The sequence below is a fragment of the Rhodococcus (subgen. Prescottella) equi genome (assembly GCF_003013675.1).
GTDB lineage: Bacteria > Actinomycetota > Actinomycetes > Mycobacteriales > Mycobacteriaceae > Prescottella > Prescottella equi.
The window spans coordinates 257,453-279,029 of the sequence record NZ_CP027793.1 but is presented as its reverse complement, the minus strand read 5'-3'; the positions used below and the strand labels follow the sequence as shown (position 1 = coordinate 279,029).

At 67.2% G+C, this 21,577-nt stretch carries 21 protein-coding genes; 8 read left to right on the top strand and 13 right to left on the bottom strand.

All coding sequences use genetic code 11. The features are described 5' to 3' along the window. Positions 1-15: 15 nt before the first annotated feature. Positions 16-1,398, bottom strand: coding sequence for an MFS transporter (locus C7H75_RS01175; RefSeq protein WP_005516266.1), 1,383 nt, complete (start codon positions 1,396-1,398; stop codon positions 16-18). 210 nt (positions 1,399-1,608) lie between these two features. Between C7H75_RS01175 and rfbA the strand changes: the two genes are divergently transcribed. Genes rfbA through C7H75_RS01160 form a run of 3 tightly spaced genes read left to right on the top strand, consistent with a single transcriptional unit; the run spans position 1,609 to position 4,206 of the window. Next, the gene (gene rfbA / locus C7H75_RS01170) at positions 1,609-2,484 is read left to right on the top strand and encodes a glucose-1-phosphate thymidylyltransferase RfbA (protein WP_005516267.1); all 876 of its coding nucleotides are present in this window, start codon (positions 1,609-1,611) and stop codon (positions 2,482-2,484) included. 2 nt (positions 2,485-2,486) lie between these two features. Next, positions 2,487-3,083 (top strand): dTDP-4-dehydrorhamnose 3,5-epimerase family protein, encoded by a 597-nt coding sequence (locus tag C7H75_RS01165; RefSeq protein WP_013414542.1) that lies wholly within the window; start codon positions 2,487-2,489, stop codon positions 3,081-3,083. Between the two features lie 4 nt (positions 3,084-3,087). After that, positions 3,088-4,206 carry a S1C family serine protease gene (locus C7H75_RS01160; RefSeq protein WP_081185589.1) on the top strand — a complete coding sequence of 373 codons (1,119 nt, stop codon included), beginning with the start codon at positions 3,088-3,090 and terminating at the stop codon, positions 4,204-4,206. Here the strand turns inward: C7H75_RS01160 and C7H75_RS01155 are convergent, their stop codons facing one another. Beyond that, entirely contained in the window at positions 4,207-5,058 is an 852-nt protein-coding gene (locus tag C7H75_RS01155) for an LLM class F420-dependent oxidoreductase (protein ID WP_013414540.1), read from the bottom strand. A gap of 88 nt (positions 5,059-5,146) precedes the next feature. Next, a complete protein-coding gene (locus tag C7H75_RS01150) occupies positions 5,147-5,614 on the bottom strand; it encodes a GtrA family protein (protein WP_106850848.1) in 468 nt (155 codons plus the stop codon). A 96-nt stretch (positions 5,615-5,710) separates the two neighbouring features. Between C7H75_RS01150 and C7H75_RS01145 the strand changes: the two genes are divergently transcribed. From C7H75_RS01145 to dprE2, 3 genes are all read left to right on the top strand, one after another. Further along, the gene (locus C7H75_RS01145) at positions 5,711-6,340 is read left to right on the top strand and encodes a superoxide dismutase (RefSeq protein WP_013414538.1); all 630 of its coding nucleotides are present in this window, start codon (positions 5,711-5,713) and stop codon (positions 6,338-6,340) included. A gap of 150 nt (positions 6,341-6,490) precedes the next feature. Beyond that, on the top strand, positions 6,491-7,915 hold the full coding sequence (gene dprE1 / locus C7H75_RS01140; RefSeq protein WP_022593412.1) for a decaprenylphosphoryl-beta-D-ribose oxidase: 1,425 nt from the start codon (positions 6,491-6,493) through the stop codon (positions 7,913-7,915). Continuing rightward, entirely contained in the window at positions 7,912-8,673 is a 762-nt protein-coding gene (gene dprE2 / locus C7H75_RS01135; RefSeq protein WP_005516276.1) for a decaprenylphospho-beta-D-erythro-pentofuranosid-2-ulose 2-reductase, read from the top strand. The genes dprE1 and dprE2 overlap by 4 nt, the downstream gene beginning before the upstream one ends. Positions 8,674-8,737: 64 nt before the next feature. Here the strand turns inward: dprE2 and C7H75_RS01130 are convergent, their stop codons facing one another. From C7H75_RS01130 to C7H75_RS01090, 9 genes are all read right to left on the bottom strand, one after another. Further along, positions 8,738-9,022, bottom strand: a complete 285-nt coding sequence (locus C7H75_RS01130; protein ID WP_064059765.1) for a hypothetical protein — start codon at positions 9,020-9,022, stop codon at positions 8,738-8,740. Between the two features lie 146 nt (positions 9,023-9,168). Next, positions 9,169-10,779: an ABC transporter substrate-binding protein gene (locus C7H75_RS01125; RefSeq protein ID WP_106850847.1), complete on the bottom strand. Its 1,611-nt coding sequence runs from the start codon at positions 10,777-10,779 to the stop codon at positions 9,169-9,171. A gap of 89 nt (positions 10,780-10,868) precedes the next feature. Then, positions 10,869-11,930, bottom strand: coding sequence for a DUF1214 domain-containing protein (locus tag C7H75_RS01120; protein WP_005516281.1), 1,062 nt, complete (start codon positions 11,928-11,930; stop codon positions 10,869-10,871). Positions 11,931-11,954: 24 nt separating this feature from the next. After that, positions 11,955-13,097 carry a sulfotransferase family protein gene (locus C7H75_RS01115; RefSeq protein WP_106850846.1) on the bottom strand — a complete coding sequence of 381 codons (1,143 nt, stop codon included), beginning with the start codon at positions 13,095-13,097 and terminating at the stop codon, positions 11,955-11,957. Positions 13,098-13,120: 23 nt separating this feature from the next. Then, positions 13,121-13,933 (bottom strand): SDR family oxidoreductase, encoded by an 813-nt coding sequence (locus C7H75_RS01110; RefSeq protein ID WP_106850845.1) that lies wholly within the window; start codon positions 13,931-13,933, stop codon positions 13,121-13,123. Then, positions 13,930-14,289, bottom strand: a complete 360-nt coding sequence (locus tag C7H75_RS01105) for a nuclear transport factor 2 family protein (RefSeq protein WP_013414532.1) — start codon at positions 14,287-14,289, stop codon at positions 13,930-13,932. The genes C7H75_RS01110 and C7H75_RS01105 overlap by 4 nt, the downstream gene beginning before the upstream one ends. A 41-nt stretch (positions 14,290-14,330) precedes the next feature. Beyond that, positions 14,331-16,232 carry a sulfate adenylyltransferase subunit CysN gene (gene cysN / locus C7H75_RS01100; RefSeq protein ID WP_081188594.1) on the bottom strand — a complete coding sequence of 634 codons (1,902 nt, stop codon included), beginning with the start codon at positions 16,230-16,232 and terminating at the stop codon, positions 14,331-14,333. Then, entirely contained in the window at positions 16,232-17,137 is a 906-nt protein-coding gene (gene cysD / locus C7H75_RS01095; protein ID WP_005516287.1) for a sulfate adenylyltransferase subunit CysD, read from the bottom strand. Before cysD ends, cysN begins: the two co-directional genes overlap by 1 nt. Then, on the bottom strand, positions 17,134-17,925 hold the full coding sequence (locus C7H75_RS01090) for a 3'(2'),5'-bisphosphate nucleotidase CysQ (RefSeq protein WP_081188596.1): 792 nt from the start codon (positions 17,923-17,925) through the stop codon (positions 17,134-17,136). Before C7H75_RS01090 ends, cysD begins: the two co-directional genes overlap by 4 nt. Positions 17,926-18,021: 96 nt before the next feature. Between C7H75_RS01090 and C7H75_RS01085 the strand changes: the two genes are divergently transcribed. After that, on the top strand, positions 18,022-18,648 hold the full coding sequence (locus C7H75_RS01085) for a TetR/AcrR family transcriptional regulator (RefSeq protein WP_081188602.1): 627 nt from the start codon (positions 18,022-18,024) through the stop codon (positions 18,646-18,648). 69 nt (positions 18,649-18,717) lie between these two features. Here C7H75_RS01085 and C7H75_RS01080 read toward each other — a convergent pair whose 3' ends face one another. Then, a complete protein-coding gene (locus C7H75_RS01080; protein ID WP_013414528.1) occupies positions 18,718-19,596 on the bottom strand; it encodes an alpha/beta fold hydrolase in 879 nt (292 codons plus the stop codon). A 132-nt stretch (positions 19,597-19,728) separates the two neighbouring features. Between C7H75_RS01080 and C7H75_RS01075 the strand changes: the two genes are divergently transcribed. Beyond that, positions 19,729-21,576 (top strand): galactan 5-O-arabinofuranosyltransferase, encoded by a 1,848-nt coding sequence (locus C7H75_RS01075; protein ID WP_106850844.1) that lies wholly within the window; start codon positions 19,729-19,731, stop codon positions 21,574-21,576. Position 21,577: the final 1 nt, after the last annotated feature.

Here is a 21,577-nt window from a genome sequence, read left to right as displayed (position 1 = left end):
ACGGTCGCGGACCGCTCATGCCCGCACCGGTTCCGGCGTCTGCTCCTCCTCGCCCGGGATCGACGTGCCGCGGAGGGAGACACCCGCGGTCTCGCGGAGGAAGGCCACCGAGACGAGGCCGATGACGCACGCGCCCATCATGTAGATCGCGGGGAACAGGCTCCAGCCCGTCGAGTGGATGACCGCGTCGTTGACGAGTGGGGCGGTGCCGCCGAAGACGGCCGTCGAGACGTTGTAGCCGATCGCGAAGCCGGCGTAGCGGACCTGGGTGGGGAACATGGCCGGGAACGTCGCGGAGATGGTCGCCAGCTGTGGCAGGTAGAGCAGCCCGAGCACCGCGAACGCGAGCAGTGCCCACCCGAATCCCTGCGCCATCAGCCAGTACATCGGCACGGCAGCGATCAGCAAGCCGATCAGCGAGCCCCACCACATGGGCTTGCGGCCGAGCGTGTCCGACCAGCGCCCGAAGAACGGGATGCACGCCATCATGACCAGTTCGCCGATCAGGATGATCACCGTCGTCGACTGCGTGCTCAGGCCGAGCGTCGACTCCAGGTAGGTGGGCTGGTACGTGAGCAGCGTGTAGTTGACCACGTTCAGAGCGACGACCATGCCGGTCAGCACCAGGATCGGGCGCCAGTAGTTCTTCAGCAGATCGGCGAGACCACCCAGGATCGAGTTCTGACTGTCGCCCTGCGCGTCCACCTCGTCGAACACCGGCGACTCGTCGAGCTTGCTGCGCAGGAACCAACCGACCAACCCGAGCGGCAGCGCGATCAGGAACGGGATCCGCCAGCCCCACGACGCCATGTCGTCGTCGGAGATCATCAGCTCGCACAGCATCACCACGGCGGTGCCGGCGGCGAACCCGCCGAGGGTGCCGAACTCCAGGAAGCTGCCGTACCGGCCGCGCTTGTCGTCGGGCGCGTACTCGGCCATGAACGTGGCCGCGCCGCCGTACTCGCCGCCGGTGGAAAAGCCCTGGACCACGCGTAGCAGGATCAACAGGATCGGTGCCGCGATGCCGATCGACGCGTACGACGGGATCGCCGCGATCAACGCGGTCGCGCCCGACATCAGCAGGATCGTCGTCGCCAGCACAGCCTTGCGGCCGAGCCGGTCGCCCAGCGGACCCCAGATCATGCCGCCCAGCGGACGGAGCACGAACGAGACCGCGAAGCCGAGCATCGTGCCGATCGAGCCGAGGTGCCCCGGGAAGAAGTTCTGGGTCAGGTAGGTGGCCGTCGTGGCGTAGACGCCGTAGTCGAACCACTCGGTCGCGTTGCCCATAGCCGAGCCGGCGATGGCCTTGCGTAGCGTCCGCTGGTCCACGTCAGCGCCCGGTTCGGTGGCGCCGCCAGTCTTCTGGCGCGCGGGACCGTACGTCGATTCCTGCATGCGTAGGGCCCCTTCAGACGTGGGGTCTGCGGTAGGCAGACCTTCTTCATCGGTCGTTTTCGACGCTAACGGGACATGTCCGACTCCGCTTGGCACAACGAGCGGCGGGCCCGCGCGCGGAGGAGCGGCGCACCCCGACAATCGCGTCGTAGCCGACCGGCCTCGTCACTCCCGCGATCTCCCGCCGTCGCCCGTGAAACACTGCTCTACATGCGCGGAATCATTCTGGCTGGCGGTACCGGCAGCCGGCTGCACCCGATCACGCTGGGCGTGAGCAAGCAGCTGGTGCCCGTCTACGACAAGCCGATGATCTACTACCCGCTCTCGACGCTCATGCTTGCCGGAATCCGCGATATCCTGATCATCACCACCCCGCAGGACGCCGGACAGTTCCGCAATCTGCTGGGCGACGGCTCCCGGTTCGGCATCTCGCTGAGCTACCAGGTGCAGCGCGAGCCGAACGGTCTGGCGCAGGCGTTCGTGCTGGGTGCCGACCACATCCGCGACGACTCGGTGGCCCTCGTCCTGGGCGACAACATCTTCTACGGTCCCGGCCTGGGCACCACGCTCACCCGCTTCCACGACGTCAAGGGCGGCGCGGTGTTCGGGTACTGGGTGTCCGATCCGGGCGCGTACGGCGTCATCGAGTTCGACGACACCGGCGCCGCGGTCTCGCTGGAGGAGAAGCCGGCGGTGCCGCGGTCGAACTACGCCGTGCCGGGGCTGTACTTCTACGACAACGACGTCGTCACGATCGCGCGGGAGTTGACGCCCTCGGCGCGCGGCGAGTACGAGATCACCGACGTCAATCGCACGTATCTCGAGGCCGGACGGCTGCAGGTGGAGGTGCTCCCGCGCGGCACGGCCTGGCTCGACACCGGCACGTTCGACTCCCTGCTCGACGCGTCGAACTACGTGCGGACCATCGAGCAGCGGCAGGGCCTCAAGATCGGTGTGCCCGAGGAGGTCGCGTGGCGGCGCGGATTCATCTCCGACGACGAACTGCGCGAGCGCGCCGAACCGCTGGTCAAGTCCGGTTACGGCACGTACCTGCTGGGGTTGCTCGACCGCGGCCGAGAATGGTGACCATGGATTATCGGGAGTTGAAGGTTCCGGGGGCGTGGGAGATCACGCCCCGACAGTTCGGCGATCACCGCGGGGTGTTCCTCGAATGGTTCAAGGACCCCGGCTTCTCCGCGAACGTCGGTCGCACCCTCGATCTGGCTCAGGCCAACTGTTCGGTGTCGGCGGCCGGCGTGTTGCGCGGCATCCACTTCGCCGACGTCCCGCCCGGCCAGGCCAAGTACGTCACGTGTGTGCGGGGCGCGATCCTCGACGTCGTCGTCGACCTGCGGGTGGGCTCGCCGACGTTCGGACAGTGGGATTCGGTGCTGCTCGACGACGTCGACCGCCGCGCCGTCTTCATCTCCGAGGGGCTGGGCCACGGGTTCCTGTCCCTCGAGGACGATTCGACGGTGATCTACCTGTGCTCCACCGGCTACGCCCCGGACCGCGAGCACGAGGTGAGCCCGCTGGATCCGGGCATCGGTATCGATTGGCCGGTCGTCGGCCGCGACGGCAGCTCACTGCAGTGGACGCTGTCGGACAAGGACCTGGCGGCGCCGACACTTCAGCAGGCTCGCGACGCGGGTCTGCTGCCCGTCTACCGGGAGGGCCACGAGTGAGCCGATGAGTGCCTTCGGGGTGCGCCGCGTCAGCGCTGCGATCGCAGTGCTCGCCGCAGTGGGCCTCGCACTCCTGGCAATTCCTCTCGAACACGGCACACTCGACGTCCCGAAGCAGGCGCAGGCGACGACGGCCCTCGCGCCACCGCCCCCACCGCCACCCGTCCCCCTCGCCCCGCAGCAGATCACCGAGCGCGTCGTCCCGACGATCGTCACCATCACGACGCGGACGGGACTGGGCACGACGGCGGGCACCGGGATCGTGCTGCGTCCGGCGGGACCTGCCGCCATCGTGCTCACCAACCATCACGTGATCGACGGCGGGACGGACATCACGGCCGAGAGCATGCGCGACGGCACCCCCTACCCGGTCGAGGTTCTAGGCTACGACAGCTCCCGCGACCTGGCGGTTCTGCGCCTGCCCGGCGGCGCGGCGCTACCACCCGCCGCGCTCGGGTCGTCGCGGAACGCCGGTGTCGGCGATCCGGTGACCGCGATCGGAAACGCAGAGGGCGGTGGTGTCCCGCAGTCGGCGCCGGGCGCGGTCACCCGGCTCGGGGTCACGGTGCTCACCCGTAACTCCGTCGACGGCTCCCGCAACGAGCTGGCCGGGCTCATCGAGGTGAACGCCGACGTCCGGCCCGGCGACTCCGGTGGGCCATTGGTCGACGCGTTCGGCGAGGTGATCGGCGTGAGCAGCGCGGGCAACGCCGTCCAGCGGGACGAGCCGTCGGCCCCCGCACCGAAGTCGTACGCGATCCCCATCGACTCGGCGCTGGAGGTGGTCGACCAGATCCTCGCGGGACGCCCGTCGGATTCGGTGCACATCGGCCCCACCCCGCAGCTCGGCGTGAGCGTGCGCGACCACGTCGAACCACAGGCGGGGACTCCGGCCGGCGCGCAGATCGTGCAGGTGAGTTACCGCTCCCCCGCCGACGGGCTGGGCCTGGCGCGCGGCGACGTGATCGTGCAGTTCGGCGGCGTCCCGATCCGGACGGCGTCCGACCTCACGGTCCGGATGATCGCGCTGCACCCCGGTGACGTCGTCGACGTCGCGTGGATCGACGCCACCGGCGCGCAGCGGTCGGGCTCGATGGTGCTGACGGAAGGTCCGCCGCGCTGATCAGCCGCCGATGCCCAGTTTGGACGCCAGGCGCTGCAGGTAGGCGAGCACCTGTTCCTCGTCGGCGTCGGGCATGCCGAACAGTGCCTCGCTGACGCCGAGGTCCTGCCAGCGGGCGAGCTTGTCGGCGTCGGGTTTGCCGGCCAGGACGATGATCTCCGGCTGCCCGGTGCGGCCGGCGTCCGCCCAGATCTTGCGCAGCAACGTGACGTTGTCCTCGATGTCCTGCTCGATCGGGGTGGTGATCCAGCCGTCCGCCGAGCGCGCGATCCACCCGAACGTCTTCTCCGACGCGCCCGCACCGACGAGGACCGGCGGGCGGGGTTGCTGGACCGGCTTGGGCCACGCCCAGCTGGGACCGAACTTCACGAACTGACCGTCGTAGGACGCTTCCTCCTGCGTCCACAGCGCCTGCATCGCCTCGAGGTACTCGCGCAGCGCGGTGCGGCGCTTCTTGGGATCGACGCCGTGGTCGGCGAGTTCCTCGGCGTTCCAGCCGTAGCCGACACCGAACGTGACGCGGCCGCCGGACAGGTGGTCGAGCGACGCGATGGTCTTGGCGAGCGTGATGGGGTCGTGTTCGAGCGGCAGCGCGACCGACGTGCCCAGCCGGATCCGGGACGTCACCGACGCCGCGGTGCCGAGCGCGACCCACGGGTCGAGGGTGCGCATGTAGCGGTCGTCGGGCAGCGCGTCGGTGCCGGTGCCGGGATGGTTCGACGCCCGGTTGACCGGAATGTGGGTGTGTTCGGGCACGTAGAACGCGTCGAACCCGCACTTTTCGACGGCCTGTGCGGCGGTCGCGGGAGTGATGCCTCGGTCACTGGTGAACAGGCTGATGCCGTAGCGCACGATCTGACTCCTCCGGGGTGGTCGGTACCAGGAAATGTAACCGGTTCCACTCCGGATCGGAAGACTCTACAGACAGCTGTCCAGACAGCTATCGAATCTTGAAGATCACAGCACGCTGGACGACGAAGTTGATCACTGTCGCGGTGCCCTGCGCGATCACGAAGGCCAGCGGAATGCGCCACCACTCGTCCGGGAAGACGTGGGCCATCAGTCCGTTGAGTCCGACCTGCACGGCGAACGTGAGCCCGTACAGGACGACCACGGCGACGAAGCGAGCCCGGCTCGGCTCAGCCTTGAACGTCCAGCGCCGGTTGATCAGGTACGCGGTGGTGGTGCCGGCGATGAAACTGATGGCCTTGGCGAGGTTGAGCGGCAGTCCGACGGCGAGCAGCAGCAGGTACAGCCCGAAGTCGACGACCGCCGACAGGCCACCGGTGAGCACGAAGCGCACGATCTGCGTCTTGAGGTCCAGGGACTCGTCCGCGAGGGAATCGGTGACGGGGATCTCGACGGGCAGCGGCGCATGCGGATCGGGGGCGTGGGGGCTTCCGGACACGCAACGAGACTAGGCGACCCGCGCCGGGCACACCGGCGTGACATCCCGCACAGGGCCCTGGACCTCGAGTGCACTCGAGGTTGCAAGATCAACGTCATGACCGTTTACACGCTGCCCGATCTGCCGTACGACTACGCCGCTCTCGAGCCCCACATCTCCGGCAAGATCATGGAGCTCCACCACGACAAGCACCACGCCGCCTACGTCGCCGGCGCCAACACCGCCCTCGACAAGCTCGCCGAGCTCCGCGAAGCCGACGCCCTCGCCCCCGTGGTCAACCTGCACGAGAAGAACCTCGCCTTCCACCTCGGCGGCCACACCAACCACTCCGTGTTCTGGAACAACCTTTCCCCCGAAGGCGGCGACAAGCCCGAAGGCGAACTCGCAGCCGCCATCGACGACCAGTTCGGCAGCTTCGACGCCTTCCGCAGCCACTTCTCCGCCAACGCCAACGCCATCCAGGGCTCCGGCTGGTCCATCCTCGCCTGGGACTCCATCGGCCAGCGCCTGATCATCGTCCAGCTCTACGACCAGCAGGGCAACATCAGCATCGGCCTCACCCCGCTGCTCATGCTCGACATGTGGGAGCACGCCTTCTACCTCGACTACCAGAACGTCAAGGGCGACTACGTCAACGCCTTCTGGAACATCGTCAACTGGGCCGACGTCGCCGACCGCTTCACCAAGGCACGCACCCAGACCACCGGACTCATCGTCCCCGCCTGATCCCGTCCCCCACTCCCGCGTTTTGCGCACTTATCGCACTCCCGGACCCCGGAATTCCCGCGATAAGTGCGCAAAACGCGGGTAAAGAAGATGTGGAACGGCGCACGCTTTCCGAGGGTCGTCCACTACCGCCAGGTAACCTCGTACCCGATGTCCGAGACAGCAGAAGAGACGGTTCACGAGCCGCTCCCCACGCAGACCCGCACCCTCACCGGATGGGGACGCACCGCGCCCACCACCGCACAGGTGTTGTCCACGCCCGACGTCGAGCTGATCGCCAAGGCGGTCGCGCAGGTGGCGGAGCAGAACGAGTCGAAGCCGTCGCATCTGCGACGCGGCGTCATCGCGCGCGGCATGGGCCGCTCGTACGGTGACCCGGCGCAGAACGCGGGCGGGCTCGTCGTCGACATGAACGCGCTGAAGCGCATCCACAACATCGACTCCAACACCCGTCTGGTGACGGTGGACGCCGGTGTGAACCTGGATCAGCTGATGCGTGCCGCGCTGCCTTTCGGCCTGTGGGTTCCGGTGCTGCCGGGCACCCGTCAGGTCACCATCGGCGGCGCGATCGCGTCCGACATCCACGGCAAGAACCATCACAGCGCCGGCAGCTTCGGCAATCACGTGCGCTCGATGGATCTGCTCACCGCGGACGGCCAGATCCGCACCCTCACCCCGGCCGGCCGGAACGCGAAGCTGTTCTGGGCCACGGTCGGCGGCATGGGTCTGACGGGCATCATCCTCAAGGCGACCATCGAGATGACGCCGACCGAGACGGCGTACTTCATCGCCGACGGCGACGTCACCCACACGCTCGACGAGACCATCGCCCTGCACAGCGACGGCAGCGAGAACAACTACGACTACTCGAGCGCGTGGTTCGACGCCATCGCGCCCGAGCCCAAGCTGGGCCGCGCCGCGATTTCCCGCGGCAGCCTCGCGAAGTTGGACCAGCTACCGACGAAGCTGCAGAAGAACCCACTGAAGTTCGACGCGCCGACGCTGCTGACGTTCCCGGACATCTTCCCGAACGGTCTGGCCAACAAGTTCAACTTCTCGGCGATCGGCGAGGTGTGGTTCCGCAAGGCCGGCAACTACCGCGGCAAGGTCCAGAATCTGACGCAGTTCTACCACCCGCTCGACATGTTCGGTGAGTGGAACCGCGCGTACGGCTCCAACGGTTTCCTGCAGTACCAGTTCGTGGTGCCGCCGGAGGCCGTCGGCGAGTTCAAGCAGATCATCCGCGACATCCAGTCGTCGGGGCACTACTCGTTCCTCAACGTGTTCAAGCTGTTCGGCGAGGGCAACAAGGCGCCGCTGAGCTTCCCGATGGCCGGTTGGAACATCTGCGTCGATTTCCGGATCAAGCCGGGCCTGAACGAGTTCGTCACCGAACTCGACAAGCGGGTGCTCGAATTCGGTGGCCGCCTGTACACCGCGAAGGATTCGCGGACCACGGCCGAGACGTTCCACGCGATGTACCCGCGCATCAACGAATGGATCAAGGTTCGCCGATCCGTCGACCCCACAGGCGTCTTCGCCTCCGACATGTCCAGAAGGTTGGAACTGCAGTGATCAACGCCGTCGGCAATCCCCAGACCCTGTTGCTCCTCGGTGGCACGTCCGAGATCGGGCTCGCGATCTGCGAGGAGTACCTGAAGAAGTCGCCGCTGCGCGTGATTCTCGCTGCGCTGCCGAACGATCCGGGCCGCGAGGCGGCCGTGGCCCAGATGAAGGCTGCGGGAGCCACCGAGGTCGACGTCATCGACTTCGACGCGCTCGACACCGACAGCCACCCCAAGGTCATCGACGAGGCGTGGTCCAAGGGCGACGTCGACGTCGCGATCGTCGCGTTCGCTCTCGACGGTGACGCCGAGGAGTTGTGGCAGAACCAGCGCAAGGCCGTGCTGATCGCGAACGTCAACTACACCGCGTCCGTCTCGGTGGGCGTCCTCGTCGGCGAGAAGATGAAGGCACAGGGCTTCGGCCGCATCATCGCGATGTCGTCGGTGGCCGGCGAGCGTGTCAAGCGCGCCAACTTCGTCTACGGCTCCACCAAGGCGGGTCTCGACGGCTTCTACCTCGGACTTGGCGAGGCACTCGCCCCGTTCGGACCCAAGGTCACGGTCGTGCGACCGGGCATGGTGCGCACCAAGTTCAGCGCGCACGTCAAGGAAGCGCCGCTGACGGTGAACAAGGAGGACGTCGCCGCGCTCGCGGTCGCCGCGTCCGACAAGGGCAAGGAGATCGTCTGGGCACCGGGCCCGTTCCGGTTCGTGATGGTCGTGCTGCGGCACATCCCCCGCGCGATCTTCCGCAAGCTGCCCGTCTAGGAACAGCATTCGCGATCAGGCCCACCACAGTGCACTGCGGTGGGCCTGATCGTTTCGCTCTGGACTACATCGCCGAGCGGGGCTGGGCGGGGACGGCCCGCATGTCGTTGCCGGTGTTGGGCTTGACGCGCTGCCACGTGCCGTCGCTCTTGCAGGTCTGGTAGGTGCCGTCCGGGTGGTAGACCTTACTGCCGACGCTGTAGTCCTTGCCGTCGTAGACGCACACGGTCGTCTGGGTGCCGTCGGGGGCGGTACGAATCTCGGCGTGGGCAACTGCGGCTTGGGCGCCGACCACACCGCCGGCGACGAGAAGCGAAGCGGCGAGCGTCTTTACGGTGCGAGAGATCATCTGAGAGGGTCCTTCTGTGTCGGGGTCCGGGTGGACACCTACAACAGTGGCGTCCGCCCGGGACCGCCACCAGGCACCCGAGGGGTCCGAATCGCTCACCCTCGACTCCTCACCCACTACCGCTCGTCCCGCGCAACCTGCACGGGTCAGGGCCCGGACTTCCAGGCGTCGTCGAACAGCATGATGTCGGTGACGGTGCGCTTGACGCCGTGCACCGTCGGCTCCCACGCGGTCAGGACGGCCGCCGGCCCCCAGAGCACGTAGGGCACGGTCTCGTTCGCGTAGCGCTGGACGTCACCTATCGCATCCCGCTTGGCGTCGTCGGTGGGAGCCGTCTGCACCGCGAGCAGCAGGCGATCCATCTCGGGATCGGCGAATCCCGTTGCATTGTTGCGGGAGTCGCTTCCCATGCTGCCGTAGAGGTTCAGGAACGGCGCTTCCTCCCCGATGGGTGCGCCGCCCCGGGTCAGATCGAAATCGTGGTCCCGGTAGACCTTTCGAACCAGATCGGTGGTGTCGGTCGCATAGTCGACGGCGACGTCGAACCCGATCGACTGGAGCATCGCCTGGACCGTGAGCGCCGTCGCCTGCTGGCCGGGATCCTGGGTCGTCAGATACGAGATGCGCCCGTCGAAGCCGTCGGCCTTCGCCTCGTCGAGCAGCTCTCGGGCCCGTTCCGGGTCGAACCGGAGTCCCTCGGCGCCGCTGTACCACCGCGAACCTTCGGGAACGAGTTCCGAGCTGGCGGTACCCAATCCTGCGTTGGCGCGCTGATTGATCGCCTCGGGATCGACACCGTAGGCGATGGCCTGGCGCACCCGGACATCCGCGCCCGGCCGTCCCGGACGGCTGTTGATCACGCCGATTCCGTTCTGGCCGGTCGGACTGAGGAATCCGGTGTACCCGTCGGCCAGTGCCTGATCGATGACCCGTTCGTCGCGGAGGATGAACGTCATGTCGAACTGGCCGCTGCGCATTGACTCGTACTGGGCCTGCGCGCCCGCCGTCGGAACGAAACGCAATGTGTTCAAGAGTGGTTTCCCATCCACGTAGTCGGCACGCGCGGAGAGCAGCAGCTCCTCGCGGGGCGCGAACTTCGTGACCGTGAACGGTCCTGCGCCGACCGGGGTGAACGTGCCGCCCGTGTCGGATCCGGCTCCGACGATCATTCCCGGCCCCAGGCTGAGGAGGGCGGGGAAATCACTCCAGGGCCGCTTCAGCCGGAACACGACGGTCAACTCGTCCGGCGTGTCGACAGTGTCGACGACGTTCGTCCAGGTCTGGGATGCATCGCCTTTCGCCGTCACGAAGCGCTCGATACTCCACTTCACGGCGTCGGCATCGAGGACGCTCCCGTCGCTGAAACGGGTGCCGGGACGCAACGTCACGGTGTAGGTCGTGAGGTCGTCACTGCCCTCGAACGTCTCCGCCAGCTGTGGAACGAATGTTCGGCTGTCGAAGTCGTGCCGGAGGAGGGTGTCGTAGATTGCCGCCATCTCGGTTCCGCCGGTCGAGGCGGCGGCCTGGGTCCGTGCCGGGTCGAGAACGGTCGGCAGCGAGTACGACCCGAAGGTGAGCGAGCCACCGGCGGCGGGTTCGGCGTCGTCTGGCTGCTCGCCCACGAAACCGGCCTGCCGTGGGGACGTGGACGCAGCGGTGGCATCCGAGTTCCCGGACGCGCATCCCGCGAGCAGGACGGCGACCGCAGTGAGGCCGCCCACCAACAGTCGAGCGGGCCGGAAGGCCTGGTTGTGCACGTTGTCCTCCGTTGTCGGATCGGTCGACTCACGAGCACGGTCCGTCCGCGACGAGCGGCGCGGACGGACCGTACGGAAAGCGCTGTGACTCAGATCTTCACGACCTTGGCGGTCGGGATCGGGTGCGAGTCGGCCTTGATCCAGCGCATTGCCCACGTGCCCTCGGTGTGGCCATCGGTGCTGATCCAGTTGCCGTAACCGGGGTCCTTGGCCGCAACGACGATCGTGAGGGTCCCGTCGTCGTTGAGCTTGGCGGTGTGGTTGTTGATGTAGATGTTCGAGCGGTGGTAGTCGAGCGATTCCACCCAGAAGTTCTGCAGCACGAAGTTGTAGTACTCGCAGTTCGGGACCTCGGTCTCGATCACCCACGCCTCGTCCTCGGCGAGCTTCCAGTAGCCGTGGAAGTAGAAGATCGTCGGGTCACCGCCGGCCTTCTGGAACTGCTCTTGGCCCCGGTCGAAGATCTCGTTGGCTTGCGGCATGAACTCACGCGACCATTCGAGGAACGTCGCTGCCGACCCCTTCAGCATGCCGATCGCACGGTCGAAACGTTCTCCGAGTTCTTCCTCGGTCAGTGGAACGAAGTCACCGTCCGGGTTCAGGCACTCGATCGACAGCTCACCGGGCACCTCGTTGCGGCGGTCCGCGTAGGTCTGCCGCACGGAAATCAGGTTGCTGTCCACGGAAAGCGGCAGCCATGCCCCTTCGGCCGGCTTGTCCACGCTGGCAATGAACTCGAACCGGCCGTGCTGGTCGATTTCGAGGTCGTGGATGTGGAGGTCGCCGGTCTGCAGCATGGTGCCGTCGATGTGGTACCGATTGACGCGGGAACCGAACGTGATCAGCGGGATGGTCCCGCGCGTGCCGGTGATCCGGTACGTGTACTTGCCGGAGATGTTGGCGCGCATATAGATGTTGTCCGGGTTGTCGGCGCCGATCTTCGTCATCATGTTCGGGTTCGGCGCCGACGTGAACTGGGGCCAGCGCGGATCGGTGTACTCGACGCAGTTGATCGTCGAGTAGCGCAGCAGGCGCGACAGGTAGCGGGCGCCCTCGGCCTGCGTCAGCGGATCCTGCGGCACGATCGGGTCCGACAAGATCTTGCCCACGTCGAGCAGGTCGGTGCAGAACTTTTCCCAGGTGGCGTTCATTGTGGATTCCTATCCAGGTGGGGGTCAGACGGTGGCGAACTTGGCGTCGACCTCAGCAGCGGTGATTCCGAAGTCTTCGAGCGAGTACTTGTGCGACGGACGGCGGTGGTCGGCGAGGCTGGCCTCGTGGGCATCCGCGATCGCCCGGCGCGCCTCGTCGGAGAACAGCATCGCGAACTGGGTGTAGACCTTCTCGGCCGTCCCGATCGGGTCGGCCACGAAGTCCCGGTAGTCGATGTCGATGAACTGCTCGGGGTTGTGGCGAGCCCGGGCCTCCTGGAAGTTCGCGTTCCCGCGCGCCCACAGATCCAGCTGGGTCCGTCCGATGGTCTTGCGGTCGAAGGCCTTCGACATACCGTGACCACCCTGCTCGGCGAGGCTGAAGGTCGACGCCATCGAGGTGTGCGGGTCACGGAAGGTGCGAACGAACAGCGCGTCCGGGAAGACCTTCAGGATGTCGTCGATCGCGAAGACGTGGCTCGGGCTCTTGAGCACCCAGCGGCGATCACGATCGTTCATACCGATGAGCTGCAGGTTCTTCTTGTACCGGGCATAGGTGTCGGTCCAGTCCTGCTTCGCCAGCCATTCCGTGTACGACGGCACGTACGCGATGGTGTCGAACGAGGTCGACAGCATCGTCTGCTGGAGCAGTCGCCAGCATTCCTCGACCTCCTCGGCGCCCATGAAGTGCACCTTCATCAGGTCGGCCTCGTTCGCCTGACGGGCCCGGTAGAAGGCGTCGCAGCGGAGGAAATCGGGGTTCTCGGACCAGGTCTCGCGGGCGGGACGCGGTTGCGGAGCCTCGGCCAGCCACATCTCGACACCCTGATTGGCAGGGTCTGCGCTGAGAAGGCGATGGAGCGCGGTGGTGCCCGTACGGGTCAGTCCGCACATGAAGATCGGCCGCTCGATCGCAACATCGACATGCCCGGGGTTGCGCGCGAACGCAGCCTCGCTGATCAGCCTGCCTCTGAGCGCCGACACGATCATCTTCCGGGCGACCACTCGCCCTTGCGGGGTGAGGTCGGCCTCGTTCGCGAACGAGTCCAACAGAACCCGCAAACCCTCGAGGTGCTCGTCGCCACCGAAATCGTCCAGACCGGTTTCTTCAGACGCCTGCGCGTGCAGGTCCTCGATGGAACCGATTCCGTCGTAATCCTCAGTCATTCCTACATCCTTGTGAGAGTGGATCAGTGGTGGGCATGGCCGCAGTTGACGTCCAGGCACTGCCCTGTGATCGCGCGAGCGAGGTCGGAGGCGAGGAACAGCACCGCATTCGCGATGTCGTCGGGTTCGGGCAGCCGACGCAGATCGGTGTCGGCCGCGATCTCGGCGTACACCTCGGCCGGCTCGACTCCGCGCTGATCGGCCTGCTTCTCCACCATCCGCTGGACTCGTTCCGCCCAGATATAACCCGGTGCAACAGAATTCACCCGAATACCCATCGGGCCCATCTCCACCGAGAGACTGCGAGCGAGAGCCAGCAGCCCGGATTTCTGCACCCGGTAGGCCCCGAAGTTCGGCAACTGGTTCCGAAGCACCATCGAGTTGATCATCACGACCGACCCCTGCGACTTCTCCAGCGCGGGCACCAGTTTCCGGGTCAGGTTGAGCGCTGCCAGCAGGTTGATGTCCAGACCCTGACGCACCATATCGAAGTCGGCGTCGAGTAGTCGCTCGTGGGGTGGCTGCACGAACGCGTTGTGCACCACCGCGTCGACCGCCCCGAACTCCGCGAGTGCCGCGTCGACGAGGTTCGTCACCGATGCATCGTCGGTGAGATCGGTCGGCACGGACAGCGCGATACCGCCCAGTTCTCGGATCTCCTCGGCGACCTCGGTCAGCCGCGACTCGGTCCGTGCGGCGAGGACGATCCGGGCGCCGGCCAGCGCGCCGCGGACCGCCACCGAGCGCCCGAGCCCCGCCCCGACACCGGAGACGACCACGACCTTCCCGTCGAGCAGCGCCGGCATCTGCTGTGGTGCTTGCAATCCCAACGTCATACCTGCGCCTCCGGATCCAGAACAACGCTGAGCGAGACGATCTTGCCGGTGTCGTCGAACTCGAAGAGATCGCTGGCAAGGAAGTCGGGCATGCCCTCTCGCTGCACGCGCAACTGCATCGCGGCATACCGGCCGGAGACGACGATCGGCGAGTGACGGCTCACCGTGAACGCCACCTTTGCGTTCGCGGTGTCGAACTCGCGGATCTCGTCGATGCCGCGGTAGGTCCGGACACCCAGCGGCTCATGCTGGACCGCGTCGGTCGCGAACAACGCCACCAGTTCGTCGACATCGTGATTGCCGAGATGCTTGACGTACGAATCGATCACCGAACATATTTCGTCTCGGGTAGGCACAGGGAACGCTCCTCGGGTGTGATTGGCAGGATCGGGCCGGATCAGGAGATGACGCCGCGTTCGCGGAGGACCTCGACGATGCGGTCGGCCGCATGTTCCGGGGTCAGCTCGGCGGTGTCGATCCGGACGTCCGGTGAGGTGGGCGTCTCGTAGGGCGAATCGACGCCGGTGAAGTTGGCGAGCTCCCCACGTCGCGCCTTCCGGTAGAGCCCCTTGGGATCGCGCTCCTCGGCCACCTCGATGGGCGTGTCGACGAACACTTCGCAGAATCGATCGGTCCCGATCAGTTCGCGGGCAGCATCGCGTTCGGCACGGAACGGCGAGATGAACGACGCGAGGACGATCAGGCCGGCATCGGCCATCAACCGGGCCACCTCGGTGACCCGGCGGATGTTCTCCACCCGGTCCGCCTCGGTGAAGCCGAGGTCGCGACCCAGACCGTGCCTCACGTTGTCGCCGTCGAGCAGGTAGGTGTGGCACCCGAGGGTGTACAGCCGACGTTCCAGTTCGTTGGCGATGGTCGACTTCCCCGAGCCCGAAAGTCCGGTGAACCAGACGATCTGGGGGCGGTGGCCCTTCAGCAGCGAACGGGCCTCGTCGTTCACGTCGACGGCCTGCCAGTGGATGTTGTCCGAACGGCGCAGCGAGTGCGCGATCATTCCGGCCCCGACGGTGGTGTTCGTCAGCCGGTCGATGAGGATGAAGCCACCGGTATCGCGGTTGTCGGCGTAGGGATCGAACGGCACCGGCCGGTCGAAGCTGATGTTGCAGACGCCGATCTCGTTGAGGGCCAACGTGTTGGTGGCGGTCTGTTCGAGAGTGTTGACGTTCACCTTGTACTTCGGCCGGGTGATTCGCGCCTGCACGGTCACGGTGCCGATCTGGCACAGGTAGGGCCGCTCGGGCAGCATCTCGTGCTCACCCATCCACACCAGCTGCGCCTCGAACTGGTCGGCGACGCACGGCAGCGCGTCGACACCGGCGAGGACGTCACCGCGGCTGATGTCGATCTCGTCGGCGAGGGTGATGGTGACCGACCGGCCGGCCACGGCCTCGTCCAGATCGCCGTCCATCGTCACGATCCGCGCCACGGTCGATTCCCGCCCGCTCGGCAGCGCGCGCACCCGGTCCCCGGGGCGCACGATGCCGCTCACGATCTGCCCCGAGAAGCCACGGAAATCGAGGTCCGGCCGGTTCACCCACTGCACGGGCATCCGGAACGGTGCGGTCTGCACCGCGTCCTCGATCTCGACGGTCTCGAGGTGATCGATCAGCGTCGGCCCGGTGTACCACTGGGTGTTCGGGCTGTGCTCGGTGAGGTTGTCGCCGACGTACGCCGACATCGGGATCGGTACCACGTTTTCGAGCCCGATCTCGGCCGCGAAGTCCGCGTACTCGCCGGCGATGCGCTCGAACACCTCTTGCGAGTAGTCGACGAGATCGAGCTTGTTCACGGCCAGGACCACGTGCCGAATCCCCAGGAGCGACACCAGGTACGAGTGTCGGCGGGTCTGTGTGAGCACACCCTTGCGGGCGTCGACCAGGATCACGGCGAGGTCAGCCGTCGAGGCGCCGGTGACCATGTTGCGTGTGTACTGCTCGTGCCCCGGAGTGTCGGCGACGACGAACTTCCGCCGCTCGGTGGTGAAGTAGCGGTAGGCGACATCGATGGTGATGCCCTGCTCGCGCTCTGCCGCGAGCCCGTCCACCAGGAGCGCGAAGTCGAGTCCCTCGCCCTGGGTGCCGACCTTCTTCGAATCGTTCTCGAGTGCGCTGAGCTGGTCCTCGAACACCAGCTTGGACTCGTACAGCAGACGCCCGATCAGGGTGGACTTGCCGTCGTCGACGCTGCCGCACGTGATGAAGCGCAGCATGGACTTGTTCGCGTGCCGTTCGAGGTACTGCTCGATGTCGTCGGCGATCAGATTGGATGCGTGGGCCATCAGAAGTACCCCTCCTGCTTCTTCTTCTCCATCGAGGCACTGCTGTCGTGGTCGATCACGCGCCCCTGCCGCTCGGACGTGGTGGTGAGCAGCATCTCCTGGATCACGTCGGTGAGGGTGGCGGCGGTCGACTCGACGGCGCCGGTCAGCGGGTAGCAGCCCAGGGTCCGGAACCGTACGCTCCGCATTTCCGGAACCTCGCCGGGACGCAACGGCATTCGATCGTCGTCGACCATGATGAGGGTGCCGTCCCGCTCCACGACCGGCCGCTTCGCGGCGAAGTAGAGCGGCACGATCGGGATGTCCTCCTGCCGGATGTACTCCCAGACGTCGAGCTCGGTCCAGTTCGACAACGGGAACACCCGCAGCGTCTCACCGGGAGAACGCCGGACGTTGTACATCCGCCACAGTTCGGGACGCTGGCGCTTGGGATCCCAGCGGTGTTCCGCCGAGCGCACCGAGAAGACGCGCTCCTTGGCGCGGGACTTCTCCTCGTCGCGGCGCGCGCCGCCGAACGCGGCGTCGAACTTGTAGTGGTCGAGTGCCTGCTTGAGGCCCTCGGTCTTCCACATGTCGGTGTGGGTCGACGAACCGTGCGTGAAGGGATTGATGCCCTTCTCCACACACTCGGGGTTCTGGTGAACGAGGAGATCGAAATCACCTGCGGCTGCGGACTCGTCGCGCAGCTTGTACATCTCCTTGAACTTCCACGTGGTGTCCACGTGCAGCAAGGGGAACGGCAGCCGGGACGGGTAGAACGCCTTGCGGGCAAGGTGCAGCATCACCGCGCTGTCCTTGCCGACCGAGTACAGCATCACGGGGTTCTCACTCCCCGCGACGGCCTCGCGCATGATGTGGATGCTCTCGGCCTCGAGTCTCTCGAGGTGGGTCAGCGCACGGGTCATCGTGCAAGTACCTCCAGTGCTTTGTCCGCCCACTCGGGGCGGCAGATCAGTAGATCGGGCAACCAGGGGTTCTCCTGGTTGTAGACGAGTTCGGACCCGTCGATACGTGAAACATGAAGTCCGGCAGCACGCGCGACGGCGACGGGCGCCGCCGAATCCCACTCGTACTGGCCTCCGGCGTGCGCGTAGACGTCCACGTCGCCGCGGACCACCGCCATCGCCTTGGCGCCGGCCGAGCCCATCTCGACCAGTTCGGCGTCGAGCGCAGCGGCCAACTCCATGACGGGCGCCGGCCGTCGGGTCCGACTGACGACGACGCGAGGTACGACGCGCAGCGGCGGCAGGTCGACCGGCCCGTCCATCGTCGAGTACGTGACGCCGGCCGCGGGCATCGCGACGGCCCCGACGGTGAGGGCGCCGCGTTCGACGAGGGCGACGTGCACCGCCCAGTCGGCGCGATCGGCCTCCCCGAATTCTCGGGTGCCGTCGAGCGGGTCGACGATCCACACGCGCTCGGCGTCGAGGCGGGCCAGGTCGTCGGCACCCTCCTCGGAGAGCACCGCGTCCTGCGGGAACCGGTCCCGCAGGAGTCCGGTGATGAGCTCGTGGCTCCGTCGGTCGCCCGCCGCCCGGATCTCTACCGCGTCGACCCCCGGAGTCGCCAGACCCTCACGCAGATCGAGCAGCAGTTTCCCGGCCTCCGTGGCGATTTCGACCGCGGCGAGCGAGTCTGCTCCCGACGCGGAAGCAGAATCGGATGTGGTCGGGGTCACGGCACGAGTGGTCATGGGAGTGACTGTAACCACAGAATGAACCATGTTCAATCCCAAAACGAACATTGTTCATTCTTGGTGGTCGGCGATCCGCCCCGCTACGGTGTTGCGGTGGGTGAAGCGAGCGGAGGGTCGATCTACGGCGATGCGGAGGCCCGGCGACGCCGGACGCTCGACGCTGCCGCGGCATTGCTGGACGAGGGCGGGTACTCGGCACTGACGATCCGGTCGGTCGCTCAGCGCTCCGGCACGAGCACCGGACTCATCTACCAGTACTTCGCCGACAAGCAGGACATCTTCATGGCGCTGCTCGACGAGAACATCGTCGAGTCGACGCGGGCCGTCGCGGCGCTTCCCCGCGACCGCGGCGTGGCCGCGCTGATCGCCGCCATCATCGACGAGTCCGCCCGCCGGTGGGGTCGCCTCGGTCGCATGTCCCAGATCTGGCGCGACGCCGAGCGGCCCGCGGACGCGGAGCGTGAATCACTTCGCGCAGTGCATGATTCGGGTAGCCGCTACGACGAGGCGGTACTCGAGGCTGTCACCGACGCGGCAGCGAAGGAGGGGCGCGTCCTACGCGACGAGGCCGCGGTGCTGCCCTTCCTGCTGTCCGGCATGCAGGGCGTCGCCGCCAGCATCGTCAACAACTGGGCGTCCTACCTCGACTCCGACGAGTTCGCGCAGTTCTCGGCAGCGGCGCTCACGCGGGCGATCACCCGCACCGACCCCGCCCCCTGATCCCCCGCGTTTTGCGCACTTGATGCGCTCCGGAGGGCCGGATTCTGACGACAAGTGCGCGAAACGCGGTCAGGAGGAGGCGGCGGCCCAGGCGGCGAGGACCGTGCGGATGCCGGTGATCAGGGCGAGAGGCTGGTCGATCATCGTGTGATGGCCCGCGTCGGGGATCTCGGCGACGATCGCCGACGGACCGAACCGCTCCCGCATCTGCTCCATCAACTCGTCGGAGACGATGCCGTGCTGGGCACGGAAGTACGCAATCGGGCAGCGCGGCACGGCGACGGCCAGCGTGTCACCGCCGGAGCGGGTGAACATGGCGGGGTCGAACTTCCACGACCAGCCGCCCTCGACGGCCATGAGCGACGTCTCCGCCACGTGCTCGCGAACGCACGGCACCGCCGCCTCCTGCGGCGGCACGAATCGGAAGCGGGCGAGCGCCTCCTCCCGCGTCGGGTACACCTTCTTGGGTCCGAACGCGGCCTTGCGGCGCGCGGCATCCTCCTCGGGGGTGCGTTGCCGGATCGGCGAGTCGACGATCTGCACGCCGGCGAGCCGGTCGCCGTGGAGGTCCGCCGCGACGAACGACACGATGCCGCCCATACTGTGGCCCACCACGACCGGACGGCCCTCGATGCCCGACGCCGATGCCACCGCCGCCACCTCGTGCGCCCACTGGTCGAGCGAGTAGTGCTCACGGGTGTCGCTGTCACCGTGCCCACTGAGGTCCAGTGCGACGACGCGGCGATCGCCCGCGAGCTGCGGGCCGATATGGTCCCACCACCGCGAATGCGCCGCCCCGCCGTGCACGAGCACGAGACCCGGCTGCCCCGCTGCGCCCCACGCGCGGAATCGGATGGCAGCGCCGTCGACGTCCACCTCGCCGGTCTCGACCGGCGCAGCCAGCGCCTCCCGGAACCACTGCGGAGTCTGCGCGTGCTCGTCACTCATTCCTCGAACCTACTGAACCCCGGTCCCGGACCCGCGCCCAAGTAAGCTCGGGCCGTGTCGCAATCAGGTGCAGCCCCCCTCGCAACGTCGCGAGTCGCCCCTGCCCGACTGGCCGGTGGAACCGCTGTCGAGATGATCCTCGGGGCCTTCGTGGCCGCGATCGTCGCCGCGGTGGGACTGTTCGCCTTCGGTCGGGTGTCGTGGCCGGCGTTTCCGTCGTCGAACGTCACACAGGCCGTCACGACGGTGGGGCAGGTCGTCACGATCGCCGTTCTCGCGCTGTGTGTCGCCCTCTTCCGCGCCCGACGGTGGACCCGCGCGGCGACCCTACTGTCGTGGGCCGGGCTGTCCGGCTTCGTGACGGTGACGCTCGGCATGCCGCTGAGCGCGACGAAGCTGTACCTGCACGGCGTTTCGGTCGACCAGGAGTTCCGCACCGAATATCTCACGCGCCTCACCGATTCCGCAGCGCTGCACGACATGACGTACGCGGATCTGCCGCCGTACTACCCGGCCGGGTGGTTCTGGATCGGCGGACGTGTCGCGAACCTGCTCGGCATGGACGGCTGGGAGACCTTCAAGCCGTACGCGATCGGTTCGATCGCCGTAGCCGCCGTCGTCGCGCTGGTGTTGTGGACCAAGCTGATTCGCACCGACCGCGCGATCGTGGCCGCGCTGGCAACCGCCGCGCTGACGGTCGCGTACGCCTCGTCCGAGCCGTACGGCGCCGTAATCGCCGTCCTGATTCCGCCGGTCCTCGTGCTGGCGTGGGGCGGACTGCACCGTCCGGATCGGACCGGCCGCGGAGGATGGGGCGCCGTTGTCGGCACCGGCATCTTCCTCGGTGTCGCCGCCGCGTTCTACACGCTGTACCTCGGACTCTCGGCATTCGCCATCACGCTCATGGCCCTGGTCGCGGCGGGTCTCGCCGTCCGGGCGCAAGGCTCGTGGCGCGGAGCGGTCGCCCCCTTGGTTCGGTTGGCCGTCATCGCCGCGATCGCGATCGCGATCGCGCTTACCGTCTGGCTGCCCTATCTGCTCGAGGCGCTGCACGGTGTGCCCGCCGGTAGCGGCACCGCCACGCACTACCTCCCCGACGCCGGTGCGCGCCTGCCGCTTCCGATGCTCCAGCTCTCGCTCTCCGGGGCGCTGTGTCTGCTCGGCACGATCTGGCTGGTGTTCCGGGTGACCTCGTCACGTCGAGCCCAAGCGCTCGGCATCGGCGTGGTGGCGATCTACCTGTGGTCGCTGATGTCGATGGCGTTCACCGCGGTGGGTGGCACGTTGCTGTCCTTCCGCCTCGAACCGGTGCTCATCCTGCTGCTCGGGGCCGCCGGCGTGTTCGGCTTCTTCGACTTCGCGCGCTGGCTCGTCCTGGCGACTCGCGATAATCCGCGAGTGAAGGCGTCCGTCGTCGTGATCGGACTCGTGGGTCTGATCGCCTTCGCGCAGAACATCCCCCAGGTGCTGTCGAACGACATCACCGTCGCGTACACCGACACGGACGGCGACGGTGCCCGCGGCGACCAGCGCCCGCCCGGCGCGGCCTCCTACTACGGCGACATCGACCGGACGATCCTCGAGCGGCGCCCCGGCGAGCGCCACGACACGGTGGTGCTCACGTCGGACACCAGCTTCCTCAGCTTCTACCCGTACTACGGATTCCAGGCGCTGACGTCGCACTACGCGAATCCTTTGGCGCAGTTCCGCGAGCGCTCGGAGGCGATCGAGAGCTGGACGGAGTTCGAGACGCCGGACGAGCTCGTCGCTGCGCTCGACGAATTGCCCTGGCGCGCACCGGACGTGTTCGTCTTCCGCAAGAGCGCCGACGGCTACACCCTGCGCCTGGCCGAGGACGTCTACCCGAACGATCCGAACGTCCGCCGTTACAGCGTCTCCTTCCCGAAATCGCTGTTCGACGACCCGCGCTTCACCGTCGACGAGGTGGGACCGTTCGCGATCGTGACGCGCGTCGGCTGAG

Excerpts from the sequence above, each read along its gene's own strand:
- C7H75_RS01080 (WP_013414528.1), bottom strand. The coding sequence starts at position 19,596 with ATGAGTGACGAGCACGCGCAGACTCCGCAGTGGTTCCGGGAGGCGCTG.
- C7H75_RS01115 (WP_106850846.1), bottom strand. The coding sequence starts at position 13,097 with ATGACTGAGGATTACGACGGAATCGGTTCCATCGAGGACCTGCACGCG.
- C7H75_RS01090 (WP_081188596.1), bottom strand. The coding sequence starts at position 17,925 with ATGACCACTCGTGCCGTGACCCCGACCACATCCGATTCTGCTTCCGCG.
- cysN (WP_081188594.1), bottom strand. The coding sequence starts at position 16,232 with ATGGCCCACGCATCCAATCTGATCGCCGACGACATCGAGCAGTACCTC.
- C7H75_RS01110 (WP_106850845.1), bottom strand. The coding sequence starts at position 13,933 with ATGACGTTGGGATTGCAAGCACCACAGCAGATGCCGGCGCTGCTCGAC.
- cysD (WP_005516287.1), bottom strand. The coding sequence starts at position 17,137 with ATGACCCGTGCGCTGACCCACCTCGAGAGACTCGAGGCCGAGAGCATC.
- C7H75_RS01145 (WP_013414538.1), top strand. The coding sequence starts at position 5,711 with ATGACCGTTTACACGCTGCCCGATCTGCCGTACGACTACGCCGCTCTC.
- rfbA (WP_005516267.1), top strand. The coding sequence starts at position 1,609 with ATGCGCGGAATCATTCTGGCTGGCGGTACCGGCAGCCGGCTGCACCCG.
- dprE1 (WP_022593412.1), top strand. The coding sequence starts at position 6,491 with ATGTCCGAGACAGCAGAAGAGACGGTTCACGAGCCGCTCCCCACGCAG.
- C7H75_RS01075 (WP_106850844.1), top strand. The coding sequence starts at position 19,729 with ATGATCCTCGGGGCCTTCGTGGCCGCGATCGTCGCCGCGGTGGGACTG.
- C7H75_RS01165 (WP_013414542.1), top strand. The coding sequence starts at position 2,487 with ATGGATTATCGGGAGTTGAAGGTTCCGGGGGCGTGGGAGATCACGCCC.
- C7H75_RS01160 (WP_081185589.1), top strand. The coding sequence starts at position 3,088 with ATGAGTGCCTTCGGGGTGCGCCGCGTCAGCGCTGCGATCGCAGTGCTC.
- C7H75_RS01175 (WP_005516266.1), bottom strand. The coding sequence starts at position 1,398 with ATGCAGGAATCGACGTACGGTCCCGCGCGCCAGAAGACTGGCGGCGCC.
- C7H75_RS01120 (WP_005516281.1), bottom strand. The coding sequence starts at position 11,930 with ATGAACGCCACCTGGGAAAAGTTCTGCACCGACCTGCTCGACGTGGGC.
- C7H75_RS01130 (WP_064059765.1), bottom strand. The coding sequence starts at position 9,022 with ATGATCTCTCGCACCGTAAAGACGCTCGCCGCTTCGCTTCTCGTCGCC.